Annotated in this window: 13 protein-coding genes; 8 read left to right on the top strand and 5 right to left on the bottom strand. The window is 64.5% G+C overall.

The features are described 5' to 3' along the window. Positions 1-19: 19 nt before the first annotated feature. Positions 20-1,012 (bottom strand): tripartite tricarboxylate transporter substrate binding protein, encoded by a 993-nt coding sequence (locus tag IG196_RS19585; RefSeq protein WP_192192569.1) that lies wholly within the window; start codon positions 1,010-1,012, stop codon positions 20-22. 182 nt (positions 1,013-1,194) lie between these two features. Continuing rightward, entirely contained in the window at positions 1,195-1,851 is a 657-nt protein-coding gene (locus IG196_RS19580) for a TetR/AcrR family transcriptional regulator (RefSeq protein WP_192192568.1), read from the bottom strand. Between the two features lie 94 nt (positions 1,852-1,945). On the opposite strand from IG196_RS19580, the gene IG196_RS19575 reads away from it, so the two are divergent. Further along, positions 1,946-3,670, top strand: coding sequence for a thiamine pyrophosphate-binding protein (locus IG196_RS19575; protein ID WP_192192566.1), 1,725 nt, complete (start codon positions 1,946-1,948; stop codon positions 3,668-3,670). On the opposite strand, the gene IG196_RS19570 is transcribed toward IG196_RS19575, so the two are convergent. Next, a complete protein-coding gene (locus IG196_RS19570; RefSeq protein ID WP_192192564.1) occupies positions 3,636-3,929 on the bottom strand; it encodes a hypothetical protein in 294 nt (97 codons plus the stop codon). The genes IG196_RS19575 and IG196_RS19570 overlap by 35 nt on opposite strands. A 97-nt stretch (positions 3,930-4,026) precedes the next feature. On the opposite strand from IG196_RS19570, the gene IG196_RS19565 reads away from it, so the two are divergent. Next, on the top strand, positions 4,027-4,806 hold the full coding sequence (locus IG196_RS19565; RefSeq protein ID WP_192192563.1) for an AraC family transcriptional regulator: 780 nt from the start codon (positions 4,027-4,029) through the stop codon (positions 4,804-4,806). Between the two features lie 40 nt (positions 4,807-4,846). Here IG196_RS19565 and IG196_RS19560 read toward each other — a convergent pair whose 3' ends face one another. Together IG196_RS19560 and IG196_RS19555 are read right to left on the bottom strand one after the other, a co-directional pair. Next, the gene (locus IG196_RS19560) at positions 4,847-5,305 is read right to left on the bottom strand and encodes an SWIB/MDM2 domain-containing protein (protein WP_099790873.1); all 459 of its coding nucleotides are present in this window, start codon (positions 5,303-5,305) and stop codon (positions 4,847-4,849) included. A gap of 155 nt (positions 5,306-5,460) precedes the next feature. Beyond that, positions 5,461-6,390 (bottom strand): DMT family transporter, encoded by a 930-nt coding sequence (locus tag IG196_RS19555; RefSeq protein WP_192197091.1) that lies wholly within the window; start codon positions 6,388-6,390, stop codon positions 5,461-5,463. Between the two features lie 35 nt (positions 6,391-6,425). Between IG196_RS19555 and IG196_RS19550 the strand changes: the two genes are divergently transcribed. The 6 genes from IG196_RS19550 (at position 6,426) to rplT (ending at position 12,088) form a co-directional block, all read left to right on the top strand. After that, the gene (locus IG196_RS19550; RefSeq protein ID WP_192192561.1) at positions 6,426-6,848 is read left to right on the top strand and encodes a gamma-glutamylcyclotransferase; all 423 of its coding nucleotides are present in this window, start codon (positions 6,426-6,428) and stop codon (positions 6,846-6,848) included. Between the two features lie 205 nt (positions 6,849-7,053). Continuing rightward, positions 7,054-8,385: an isocitrate lyase gene (gene aceA / locus IG196_RS19545; RefSeq protein WP_192192559.1), complete on the top strand. Its 1,332-nt coding sequence runs from the start codon at positions 7,054-7,056 to the stop codon at positions 8,383-8,385. Positions 8,386-8,714: 329 nt separating this feature from the next. Continuing rightward, positions 8,715-10,622 (top strand): threonine--tRNA ligase, encoded by a 1,908-nt coding sequence (thrS, locus tag IG196_RS19540; protein WP_192192557.1) that lies wholly within the window; start codon positions 8,715-8,717, stop codon positions 10,620-10,622. A 101-nt stretch (positions 10,623-10,723) separates the two neighbouring features. Then, positions 10,724-11,347, top strand: a complete 624-nt coding sequence (gene infC / locus IG196_RS19535; RefSeq protein ID WP_101489776.1) for a translation initiation factor IF-3 — start codon at positions 10,724-10,726, stop codon at positions 11,345-11,347. A 153-nt stretch (positions 11,348-11,500) separates the two neighbouring features. After that, the gene (gene rpmI / locus IG196_RS19530) at positions 11,501-11,704 is read left to right on the top strand and encodes a 50S ribosomal protein L35 (RefSeq protein WP_007832497.1); all 204 of its coding nucleotides are present in this window, start codon (positions 11,501-11,503) and stop codon (positions 11,702-11,704) included. A 24-nt stretch (positions 11,705-11,728) separates the two neighbouring features. Next, a complete protein-coding gene (gene rplT / locus IG196_RS19525; protein WP_007832499.1) occupies positions 11,729-12,088 on the top strand; it encodes a 50S ribosomal protein L20 in 360 nt (119 codons plus the stop codon). The last annotated feature ends 104 nt before the right edge of the window (positions 12,089-12,192 follow it).

Below are 12,192 nucleotides of genomic sequence, written 5' to 3'. Positions count from 1 at the left end.
GGCAGCCTCTTGTTGCCGATTACGGCTGGACCGACAGGCCGGCGGCCTTCACGAGCTGCGCGTTGCTCGTGATCTCGTCCTTGATGTAGGCGTCGAACTGCTCGGGCTTGAGCGTCCAGGCGTCGGCGCCCAGTTTGAGGAAGCGCTCCTTCACCTCGGGCGTGGCCAGGGCCTTGACCACCTCGTCATGCAGGCGGTTGACGACGTCGCGTGGCGTCTTGGCAGGCGCCATCATGCCGATCCAGAAGTTGAACTCGGAGCCGGGCACGCCGGCCTCGGTGGTGGTGGGCACGTCGGGCAGGGCGGCGGCGCGCTTGGGAGAGCCCACGGCCAGTGCGAGCAACTGGCCGTCCTTGATCTGGCCGATGACCGGTGCGATGGGCGAGAAGTAGTAGTCGACACGGCCCGACAGCACCTCGGTGACGGCTTCGCCCGATCCCTTGAACGGGATGTTGGTCGCATCGATCTTCGCGGCCATCTTGAACTTCTCGGCGTTCAGGTGCGTGGCGCTGCCCTGGCCGGCCGAGGCGAAGTTCATGCTGCCGGGCTTGGCGCGCGCGGCGGCCAGCAGCTGCGGCAGGGTCTTGATGTTCTTGCTGGGCGAGATGACCAGTGCGTTGGGCAGCGACGAGATCGGCGTGACGCCCGCGAAGTCGTGCAGCGTGTCGAAGGGCAGCTTGGCGAAGGTGGAAGGGCTGACCGTGTGCGACGACGAATGGATCATCACCGTGTAGCCGTCGGGCGCGGCCGTGGCCACGGCCTGCTGGCCGATGGTGCCGCTGGCGCCGCCGCGGTTGTCGATGACCAGCGTCTGGCCCATGCTGAGGCTCATCTTGTCGGCGATGGCCCGGGCAATGATGTCCGTCGTGCTGCCGGCGGCGAAAGGAACGATCACGCGGATCGGCTTGGTGGGGTAGCCGTTCTGCGCTGCGGCCAGGCCCGGCAGCAGGGCGGCGATGCAGGTCAGCGAGGCAAGGACGGTGGTGCGTGCAGTGCTGGCAAGGGGCTTCAAGGTGTGTCTCCGCGCGGATCGGGCCGCATTCTGGGATCGGTCAATTCACCAATGAGTGAATTAGCGATTTTAGGAACGGCTGCGCCGCAGCGTCAACGGCGGTTGCCTAGTGATTACCCGGAGAGCGAGAGCGAGGGATGGGCGCGCCCGCAGCGGGGCGCGCGCCGATGTTCGGGGTCAGGTCAGTGCAGGACGTAGCCCAGCACGAGGTCGGTCATGTGCGAGAGGCGTTGCGCCATCGCCTTGGGGGCACGCAGGTCACGCCCGAAGATGGCCGACAGCGTGTGGTTGTTCGAGAGGTAGAAGTAGCACAGCGACGCGATGGAGATGTACAGCTGCACCGGGTCAACGCCGGCGCGGAACAGGTCGTCTTTCTTGCCGCGCTCCAGCACGGTGGCCAGCAGTTGCACCAGTGGCGAGTTCATCTCCTGGATGCGTTCGGAGCGCTTCAGGTGCGAGGCGCCGTGCAGGTTCTCGCTGTTGAGCAGCGTGATGAACTCGGGGTGCTCCAGGTAGTAGTGCCAGGTGAACGACACCAGCTGGCGGATGGCTTCGACGGGCTCGATCTCGTCCAGGTGCAGGCGCTGTTCGGCGGCACGGATGTCGGCGTACACGCGCTCGAGCACGGCCAGGAACAGGTCGTCCTTGCTGCCGAAGTAGTAGTAGATGAGGCGCTTGTTCAGGCCAGCGCGCTCGGCGATGCTGTCCATGCGCGCTCCGGCGAGCCCGCGCGCGGCGAACTCGTCGCGCGCCGACGCGAGGATGGCCAGCTGCGAGCGGTCGGCGTCGCGCGAGCGCGGCTCGAGCGTTTCGGGCAAAGAGTCCTTGGGGGCCTTCATGACGCGAATTTAACCAATTGGGGAATTAAGACAAGGCGTGGAAGGCGGGCGCACATAATTGCCGGAGACATTTGCAACTGAGGTTCGAATCTTCATGAGTACATCACAACCCGCCGGCCACCTGATCGTCGAGTGCCTGGTCGAGCAAGGCATGCAGGTCGCCTTCGGTGTGCCGGGCGAGAGTTTCCTGGCGGTGCTCGACGGCTTTCATGCGTACGGCGACCGCGCACGTTTCGTGGTGAACCGGCAGGAGGGCGGCGCAGCCTTCATGGCCGAGGCGCACGGCAAGCTCACCGGGCGCCCGGGCGTGTGCTTCGTGACCCGCGGGCCGGGCGCGACCAACGCATCGATCGGCGTGCACAACGCGTTCCAGGATTCGACGCCGATGGTGCTGTTCGTCGGCGACGTCGGCAGCGACTTCCGCGACCGCGAGGCCTTCCAGGAAGTGGACTACGCCAGCTTCTTCGGCCCGAGCACCAAGGGTTTCGCCAAGCGCGTGGAGCGCATCGACGACGCCGACCGCATTCCCGAGTACATCGCGCGCGCCTTCTCCACCGCGATGAACGGCCGACCGGGCCCGGTCGTGCTGGTGCTGCCCGAAGACATGCTGCGCACCGAGACGTCGGCACGGCCGCTGGCGCGCGTGGAGGCGGTCCAGCCGTGGAGCGACCCCGGCGCGTTGCGCACGCTGCGCGAGCTGCTGCTGAAGTCGCAGCGTCCGCTGGTGATTGCTGGCGGCGGGGGCTGGACGACGCAGGCCGCCCAGGCGCTGCAGCGCTTCGCCGAGAACTGGCGCCTGCCGGTCGCGAACGCCTTCCGCTTCCAGGACACCTTCGACAACCACCACCCGCTGTACGCGGGCGACGTGGGCATCGCCATCAACCCGAAGCTCGCGCAGCACGTGAAGGACGCCGACCTGATTTTGGCCATCGGCCCGCGCCTGGGCGAGATGACGACCGGCGGCTACACGCTGCTCGAAGCGCCGAAGGCGAAGCAGACGCTGGTGCACATTCACGCGAGCGCCGAGGAACTGAACCGCGTCTACCAGGCCGACCTGGCGATCAACGCCGGCATGAGCGCCGCCGCACGCAGCCTCGAGGTGCTGAGCGCGCCGCCTACGCTGCCGTGGGAAGACTGGGCGCAGCAGCTGCATGCGGACTACGAAGCCTGGCTCGAGCCGCAGGCGCTCACCGGCATGCCGGCCGAGACGCCGCGCGGCGCGGTCGACATGGCGGCGGTGGTGGCGCTGCTGCAGAAGCACCTGCCGGCGGATGCGGCCATCACGAACGGTGCCGGCAACTTCGCGAGCTGGGTGCATCGTTACTTCCGCTACCACGGGCTCGCCAAGGGCGCGAAGACGCAACTGGCGCCGACCAGTGGGGCGATGGGCTACGGCGTGCCGGCCGGCATCGCGGCGAGCATCGCGACCGGGCGCGTGGCCTTCACCATCGCGGGCGACGGCGACTTCCTGATGAACGGGCAGGAGCTGGCGACGGCCTCGCAGCACGGCGGCAAGAGCATCGTCGTGCTGCTCAACAACGGCATGTTCGGCACGATCCGCATGCACCAGGAGCGCGAGTACCCCGAGCGCACCAGCGGCACCGCGCTGCGCAACCCGGACTTCTGCGGGCTGGCGCGCGCCTACGGCTACGCGGCCGAGCGTGTCACCGAGACGGCGCAGTTCGAAGCGGCGCTGCTGCGCGCGCTGGCGGCCGACACGGGCACGCTGATTGAGATCCCACTCGACCCCGAAGTGATCACCACGCGCGGCACGCTCGCGTCGATCACGCGCGCGGCGAAGCAGCAGGCGCAGGGCTGAGCGTCGCGCGATGGCGGGCCACCTCGTCGCGCAGCGCGGGCGAGCGCAGTTCGAAGACATCGAACAGGCCCAGCGCGTCGAGCGTGGGGACGAGCGACAGCAGGTCGTCGCGGGCGATGCGGCGTGCGTCGGCCGGGGCATTCGCGTCTTCGAGCACGCGCGCATTCGCGAGGAAGGCGCCGACCGAGCCCTTGCGCACGGTGTGGCCGTCGATGACGGTGAAGTCCTGTCCGTCGGGAATGATGTCTTGCGCTTTCATGGCGGTTCCTTGGTGGAGATGCATCCGATGCTAGGCAGCAGAGTCGCGCCCGGCTTGCGGCGCGGGGCCAATCGATACCGCCCGCGGGCCAGCAGCCATGGCGGTTGAATCGCCCGCGACGCTCTGGCGCTACGCGCACGAAACGCCGCGCGTCACCGGCTACCACGCGCACGAGACAGGCCAGCTGTTCGCGCTGCGCGAGGGCCTGCAGGTCATCGAGACGCCCGCAGGCCGCTGGGTGCAGCCGCCGGGATGGATCGGGTGGATCGCACCGCGCTGCGCCCATGCCGCGCAGAGCTTCGGTGCCACGTCGGGGTGGAGCCTGCACATCGATGCATCGGCTGCGGCGGCGCTGCCGGGCGGACCGCATGTCTTTGCCGCCACGCCGCTGGTGCGGGAGCTGGTGGCGCGGCTGATGTCGCTGGAGGCATCCGATGCGCTGCTGGAGCTTCGCCGCGCGCGACTGGTGGGTGTGCTGATCGACGAGCTGGCGGCCGGTGGGCGCGAGTCGCTGCACCTGCCGATGCCGCAGGACCCGCGGCTGGTGGTGATGGCGAGCGCATTGGCGAACGATCCGGCGTTGGCCGACGGCATTGATGACTGGGCCGATCGCATCGGCATGGCCCGCCGCACGCTCACGCGCCGCTTCGCCGCCGAGACCGGATGGAGCTTCGCGCAGTGGCGCCAGCAGGCGCGCTTGCTGAAGGCGGTGGAGCTGCTGAGCCTGGGCGAGTCGGTGACGGCCGTGGCGCTGACGGTGGGCTACAGCTCGGTGAGCGCCTTCATCGAGGCTTTCCGCAAGCACTTCGGCCGCACGCCCGCGCGTTTCTTCGAGGCGGGTGAGGGCTTGCCGCAGGCGAAAAAAAAGCCCGCATGACGCGGGCTTTTTGACTCAGGAGCACGAGGCCCCCGAACGCTTACTTGACGTGCTTGCCAATCAGCGCAGCCAGTTCGAACATCGAAACCTGGGCCTTGCCGAAGATTTCCTTCAGCTTGGCGTCGGCGTTGATGTTGCGCTTGTTGGCCTTGTCTTGCAGGTTGTTCTTCTTGATGTAGTCCCACAGCTTGCTGACCACAGCGGTGCGCGGCAGAGGCGTCGAACCGACCACAGCGGCGAGTGCCGGGCTGGGGGTCAGGGCCTTCATGAACGCAGCGTTGGGGGTGCGCTTCTTGGCGGGAGCAGCCTTCTTTGCAGGAGCAGCCTTCTTTGCCGGAGCAGCAGCCTTCTTCGCAGGAGCGGCAGCCTTCTTTGCAGGAGCAGCAGCCTTCTTTGCGGGCGCCGCAGCCTTCTTGGCCGGAGCGGCCTTCTTCGCAGGAGCCGCAGCCTTCTTTGCGGGAGCGGCTTTCTTTGCCGGAGCTTTCTTTGCAGTTGCCATGGTTGATTTCCTTTTTTGGTTGAACGTTCACCAATGAAAAACTTGCGTCTCCAGTGGCAATGCGGATGCTAAATGAGAAAAAACGCGTTTCCAAGGGAAAAAGCGCTTTTTTCATTGGGAGCTGTTGTTTTTTCAGAGGGGAGAAGGGGCGTTGTTCACGTTCGTCGCCCCGGCCACGTCGCCAGCACCACGCCCACGAGGGCGATCGCGAACGCAAGCAGCTGCGGCGAAGTGAGGTTTTCCCCGAGCACGAGCACGCCCACGAGGGCCGCGCTGACGGGCAGCAAGACAGTGAAGACGCCCGCTTGTGCCGCTGGTACGTGGCGAAGTCCGGTCATCCACAGCCACACGGTCCAGATGCTGGCGGCCAGCGCGTAGGCCACGAGCAGCGCCCAGGTGCCGAAGCGCACGGCGGTGAAATCGAACTGCAGTGCGAACCAGATGCCGAAGGGCATCGAGAGCACGAAGCCCCACAGGTTGATGAGCGAGGCGATGCGCTTGGGGCCCAGCTTGCCGGTGAGCGACTTGCCGATCACCGCGTAGGCGGCCTCGCAGAGCACTGCGCAGAACACGAGCAGGTTGCCCAGCCAGGGCATCGACGGTGCGCCGACCCCACTGCCGGTGGTGGCCGGCGCATGCGTCGGCGTGAATGCGAGCAGGCCGATGCCGATTGCAGCGCAGCCGATGGCCAGGCCGATGCGCGCTGTGATACGTTCGCGCAGGAAGAGCCAGCTCGCCACCGCGACCACGGCGGGGATCGACGCCATGATCACGCCCGCCGACACGGCGCTCGTAAGGCTCACGCCGAACAGCATGCAGATCGAGAACAGGAAGTTGCCGAGGAACGATTCGAGGAAGACAAGCCCGCGCGTGCGTGCGCTCATGGGCGGCTCGTCGGGCGTGCGCTGGAGCCAGTGCGGCATGGCGAGGGCCGCGATGCCGAAGCGCAACCAGGCCAGCAGCAACACCGGGAAGGCGGCCACCAGCGGCTTGGAGAGGGCGACGTAGATGCCGACGAGCGACATGCTCAAGGCCAGGCAGCCGTAGGCCACGAGGCGGCCGGAGGTGGAAGCGGCGGGGTTCAATAGACTGGGCACTGGTTGTTGATCGGATGGATTCGATGATGCCCCACGTTCTTGTCTACGGCACGCTGCGGCGCGGCGGGCGCAACGACATCGCGCGCTACCGGCCGGCGCCGGTGTTCATCGGCGAGGCTTTCATTGCCGGCACGTTGTACGACCTGGGCGCGTACCCGGGCGTGGTGCTCGGCGGGGCAGGGCGCGTGAAGGGCGAGGTCTATCGCATCGCGCCGGAGGTCGAGCGCGAACTCGACCGGCTCGAAGAAGTGGCCGACGACGATTCGGGCGAGTACATCCGGCGCAGCGTGCGCGTGCTGGTGGGGGCGCAATCGATCGACTGCCTGGTCTACGAGATCCACCCGACGCGCATTGCAGGTTGTCGCGTGATCGGCAGCGGCGACTGGATCGCGCACGCGGCGGAAATTGCAGGGGGAGCGCGTTCGTTTTCACAACCGAAAGAGTGATTCCGCATCGCGAAAATTCGAACTGCTGCGCCGCAATATTTTTTCTCAATATGAGAAAAATAATTTCTCATTGAGAAATATCTCTGTAAGTTGTTGATTTTGTTGGTTCAAAAATATGTCTTCTATAAGACATAAGAGTCTGCAATGGGATTACAGTAACCCTACGGCCGCAACGCCAACCTTCAATCAACCTCACGGAGTGACCATGCCCCAGACCCTGAACGAACAACTGAGCCGCGAACAGCAAATTGCCGCCCTCGAAAAGGACTGGGCCACCAACCCGCGCTGGAAGGGCGTGAAGCGCGGCTACAGCGCAGCCGACGTGGTTCGCCTGCGCGGTTCGCTCCCCATCGAGCACACGCTGGCCAAGCGCGGCGCTGAAAAGCTCTGGGCCAAGATCAACGGCGGTGCCAAGAAGGGCTATGTGAACGCCTTCGGCGCGATCTCCGCCGGCCAGGCCATGCAGCAAGCCAAGGCTGGCCTCGAAGCCGTGTACCTGTCGGGCTGGCAAGTCGCCGCCGACGGCAACACCTCGGAAACGATGTACCCCGACCAGTCGCTGTACGCCTACGACTCGGTGCCGACGATGGTCCGTCGCATCAACAACACCTTCAAGCGCGCTGACGAAATCCAGTGGGGCCGCGGCATCAACCCGGGCGACAAGGAATTCATCGACTACTTCCTGCCGGTCGTGGCCGACGCTGAAGCCGGCTTTGGCGGCGTGCTGAACGCCTTCGAACTGATGAAGAACATGATCGCGTCGGGCGCTGCCGGCGTGCACTTCGAAGACCAGCTGGCCGCCGTCAAGAAGTGCGGCCACATGGGCGGCAAGGTGCTCGTGCCGACGCAGGAAGCCTGCGAAAAGCTGATCTCGGCGCGCTTCGCTGCCGACGTCATGGGCGTGTCGACCATCGTTCTGGCCCGCACCGACGCGGAAGCCGCGAACCTGATCACGTCCGACCATGACGCCAACGACAAGGCTTTCCTGACGGGCGAGCGCACGCAAGAAGGCTTCTACCGCGTCAAGAACGGCCTGGAGCAAGCCATCAGCCGCGGCGTCGCCTACGCGCCGTATGCCGACCTCGTCTGGTGCGAAACCGGCGTGCCGGACATCGGCTTCGCCCGTGAATTCGCGCAAGCCGTGCACGCCGCCTGCCCCGGCAAGCTGCTGTCGTACAACTGCTCGCCGTCGTTCAACTGGAAGAAGAACCTGGACGACAAGCAGATCGCATCGTTCCAGGAAGACCTGTCGGAGCTGGGCTACAAGTACCAGTTCATCACGCTGGCCGGCATCCACATCAACTGGTTCAACACCTTCCAGTTCGCCCACGCCTACGCCCGCGGCGAAGGCATGAAGCACTACGTGAACATGGTGCAGGAACCCGAGTTCGCCGCACGCGACAAGGGCTACACCTTCGTGTCGCACCAGCAGGAAGTCGGCGCCGGCTACTTCGACGACGTGACCACCGTGATCCAGGGCGGTTCGTCCAGCGTGAAGGCACTGACCGGTTCGACCGAAGAAGAGCAGTTCCACTGAGCTGCCTTCGCTGATCGCTGAGTGATGGCGCGCTGCGCTGTCGCCCCCGAGCCCGGCCCCGTGCCGGGCTTTTTCGTGGGCGTTTCGACGAATGGGCGCGGCCCCACGGCCCGCACAGGCAGCGGCTAGAATCGCCGACTCTGCACTCAACAAGAGCGAGAAAGGCACCTTGGTTATGACACCGCGAACTACCCCGCAAGGATTCAGCGGCTTTTTCTTCTTCGAAGGAAAGGGCCGGTAGCCCCGCGCTCGCTGGTTTTTCCAGCGCACCAACCAAGCAAAGCGCGGCATCCACCGCGCTTTTTTGTTTTTCTCCCCGAGGTTTTCACATGATCCAGATCACGCTCCCTGACAACTCGCGCCGCGAGTTCCCTGGCCCGGTTTCGGTGGCCGAAGTGGCCCAGTCCATCGGCCCCGGTCTCGCCAAGATGACGGTGGCCGGCAAGATCGACGGCAAGCTCGTCGATGCCAGCGACGTCATCGACCGCGATGCCAAGCTGCAGATCATCACGCCCAAGGACGACGAGGGCCTGGAGATCATCCGCCACTCGACGGCCCACCTGGTCGGCCACGCGGTCAAGCAGCTGTACCCGTCGGCCAAGATGGTGATCGGGCCCGTGATCGATGAAGGCTTCTACTACGACATCTCGTTCGAGCGCCCGTTCACGCCTGATGACATGGCCGCCATCGAGGCGCGCATGCGCGAGCTGATTGCGCAGGACTACGACGTCGTCAAGAAGATGACGCCACGCGCGGAAGTCATCGAGGTCTTCAAGTCGCGCGGCGAAGACTACAAGCTGCGCCTCGTCGAAGACATGCCCGACGAGCAGGCCATGGGCCTGTATTACCACCAGGAATACGTCGACATGTGCCGCGGCCCTCACGTGCCGAACACGCGTTTCCTGAAGGTTTTCAAGCTCACGAAGCTGGCCGGTGCCTACTGGCGCGGCGACGCCAAGAACGAGCAACTGCAGCGCATCTACGGCACGGCTTGGGCCGACAAGAAGCAGCTCGACCAGTACATCCAGCGCATCGAGGAAGCCGAGAAGCGCGACCACCGCAAGCTGGGCAAGGAACTCGACCTGTTCCACATCGACGAAGTGGCGCCAGGCGTGGTGTTCTGGCATCCCAAGGGCTGGGCGCTCTGGCAGCAGGTCGAGCAGTACATGCGCGGCATCTACCGCGACACGGGCTACTGGGAAGTGAAGGGCCCGCAGATTCTCGACAAGAGCCTGTGGGAGAAGACGGGCCACTGGCAGAACTACCGCGACAACATGTTCACGACGGAGTCGGAAAAGCGCGAGTACGCGCTGAAGCCGATGAACTGCCCGGGCCATGTGCTGATCTTCAAGAGCGACCTGCGCAGCTACCGCGACCTGCCGCTGCGCTACGGCGAGTTCGGCCAGTGCCACCGCAACGAGCCCAGCGGCGCGCTGCACGGCATCATGCGCGTGCGTGGCTTCACGCAGGACGACGGCCACATCTTCTGCACGGAGGACCAGATCCTCGACGAATGCATCGCCTACACGGCACAGCTGCAGAAGGTGTATGCCGACTTCGGCTTCACGGACATCCTCTACAAGGTCGCGACGCGGCCCGAGAACCGCGTCGGTTCCGACGAGCTGTGGGACAAGGCCGAGCATGCAGTGATGGAATCGCTGCGCCGTTCGGGTGTCGACTTCATCATCTCGCCCGGCGACGGCGCCTTCTACGGCCCCAAGATCGAGTACACGCTGCGCGACGCCATCGGCCGCCAGTGGCAGTGCGGCACGATGCAGGTCGACTTCAACACGGCCGAGCGCCTGGGCGGCGAGTACGTCACGGAATCAAGCGGCCGTGCCCACCCGGTGATGCTGCACCGCGCCATCGTCGGCAGCCTCGAGCGCTTCATCGGCATGCTCATCGAACACCACTCCGGCGCCATGCCTGCATGGCTCGCTCCGGTGCAGGTGGCGGTGCTCAATATCAGCGAAGGGCAGGCCGATTACGCTGCGCAAGTTGCGAAAACGCTGCAAAATCAAGGGCTTAGAGTTCAGCTTGATCTGCACAACGAAAAGATTACGTATAAAATACGGAAGCATTCGTTGCAAAAGCTCCCTTACATCCTCGTCGTGGGTGACAAGGAAAAGGAAGCAGGTGCCGTCGCAGTGCGCGCCCGGGGCAATCAAGACCTCGGTGCAATGTCCCTCGAATCGTTCACGCAACGGCTCGTCCAGGACGTTGCTGACAAGCGTTGATTTGTCTCTGAAACACCCCATATGTTTCTTTGCCACGTCGTGCCGCCTGTCCGCGAAGACTGAGCGGCGATCGCTACAGATTTTGTAGCAAACTTTGAAGGATTCTGACCATCGCTACTGCATTTCGCGACCGCCGCCACCGCGAGGAACGCCAACACCGCCTGAACCGGGAAATCATGGCCCCGGAAGTCCGCCTGGTCGGCCCGGAAAACGAGCCATTGGGTGTCATGAGCCTTTCCGAAGCCTTGCGCCTTGCGGGTGAGGCCGACGTGGATCTGGTGGAGGTCGTTGCTGCGGCCAATCCGCCCGTGTGCCGCCTGATCGAGTACGGAAAGTTCAAGTACCACGAGCAGAAGAAGGCAGCCGAGGCGAAGTCGAAGCAGAAGGTCATCGAGGTCAAGGAAATCAAGTTCCGGCCCGGTACCGACGATGGCGACTACAACATCAAGATGCGCAACATCAAGCGCTTTCTTGAAGAGGGCGACAAATGCAAGATCACGCTGCGCTTCCGCGGCCGCGAGATCACGCACCAGGAGCTCGGTCTGGCACTCTTGCAGCGCATTCGCGACGAACTGGGCGACACGATCATGGTCGAGCAGTTCCCGAAGCTGGAAGGCCGCCAGATGATCATGATGATCGCTCCGGGCCGCAAGAAGGTTGGCAGCGCGGCGCCGAAGCCGGCTGCAGACGCTGCGCCGGCAGCGGCGCCCACGGCAACCGCCTGAGGCGTTTGCAGTAGACGGGTTTTGAAGGGATTTCGCCCTGGCCCGCATTTCGAAAGAAGTGCAGGCGGGGGCGAGATAAAGAAGTGTCTCGGGGCCAACAAGTCCGTGGAGTATCCGTGGCGCCTCACGAGCACAAACTAAAGGAGCATTCATATGCCCAAAATGAAGACCAAGAGCAGCGCGAAAAAACGTTTCCGCGTTCGTCCCGGTGGCACCGTCAAGCGCGGTCAAGCCTTCAAGCGTCACATCTTGACGAAGAAGACCACCAAGAACAAGCGTCACCTGCGTGGTGCAGTCGCAGTGCATGAGACCAACATGGTTTCTGTCGCCGCCATGCTGCCCGGCCGTGGCATTTAATTCAGACGAACAAGGAGTAAACACATGCCTCGCGTCAAACGTGGTGTAACGGCTCGCGCCCGCCACAAAAAAGTTCTCGCACTCGCCAAGGGTTTTCGCGGTCGCCGCGGTAATGTCTTCCGCGTCGCCAAACAGGCGGTGATGAAGGCTGGGCAATACGCCTACCGTGACCGTCGTACCAAGAAGCGCGTGTTCCGTCAGCTGTGGATCGCGCGTATCAACGCCGCCTCGCGTGAACTGGGCCTGACCTACAGCCAGTTCGCCAATGGCATCCGCAAGGCCGGTATCGAGATCGACCGCAAGATGCTTGCGGACATCGCCGTGCACGACAAGGCCGCTTTTGCCGGCATCGTGGAGCAGGTCAAGGCCAAGCTGGCTGCTTGATTTTGCACAGCAGGTCGCCGTCTCCGGACGGCTTCTTGCGCCCACGGCTCAAGGGCTGGCGCTTGAAAAGGCTCCAGCTCTTTTTTATTTCCCCTCGAAGATTT

This window comes from Variovorax sp. 38R, from assembly GCF_014843395.1.
In the GTDB taxonomy this organism is placed as follows: domain Bacteria; phylum Pseudomonadota; class Gammaproteobacteria; order Burkholderiales; family Burkholderiaceae_C; genus Variovorax; species Variovorax paradoxus_H.
Note: the sequence above shows the minus strand (reverse complement) of the source record. Positions and strands in the feature narration are given on the sequence as shown.

Excerpts from the sequence above, each read along its gene's own strand:
- IG196_RS19580 (WP_192192568.1), bottom strand. The coding sequence starts at position 1,851 with ATGAAGGCCCCCAAGGACTCTTTGCCCGAAACGCTCGAGCCGCGCTCG.
- IG196_RS19575 (WP_192192566.1), top strand. The coding sequence starts at position 1,946 with ATGAGTACATCACAACCCGCCGGCCACCTGATCGTCGAGTGCCTGGTC.
- IG196_RS19570 (WP_192192564.1), bottom strand. The coding sequence starts at position 3,929 with ATGAAAGCGCAAGACATCATTCCCGACGGACAGGACTTCACCGTCATC.
- IG196_RS19565 (WP_192192563.1), top strand. The coding sequence starts at position 4,027 with ATGGCGGTTGAATCGCCCGCGACGCTCTGGCGCTACGCGCACGAAACG.
- IG196_RS19560 (WP_099790873.1), bottom strand. The coding sequence starts at position 5,305 with ATGGCAACTGCAAAGAAAGCTCCGGCAAAGAAAGCCGCTCCCGCAAAG.
- IG196_RS19550 (WP_192192561.1), top strand. The coding sequence starts at position 6,426 with ATGATGCCCCACGTTCTTGTCTACGGCACGCTGCGGCGCGGCGGGCGC.
- aceA (WP_192192559.1), top strand. The coding sequence starts at position 7,054 with ATGCCCCAGACCCTGAACGAACAACTGAGCCGCGAACAGCAAATTGCC.
- thrS (WP_192192557.1), top strand. The coding sequence starts at position 8,715 with ATGATCCAGATCACGCTCCCTGACAACTCGCGCCGCGAGTTCCCTGGC.
- rpmI (WP_007832497.1), top strand. The coding sequence starts at position 11,501 with ATGCCCAAAATGAAGACCAAGAGCAGCGCGAAAAAACGTTTCCGCGTT.
- rplT (WP_007832499.1), top strand. The coding sequence starts at position 11,729 with ATGCCTCGCGTCAAACGTGGTGTAACGGCTCGCGCCCGCCACAAAAAA.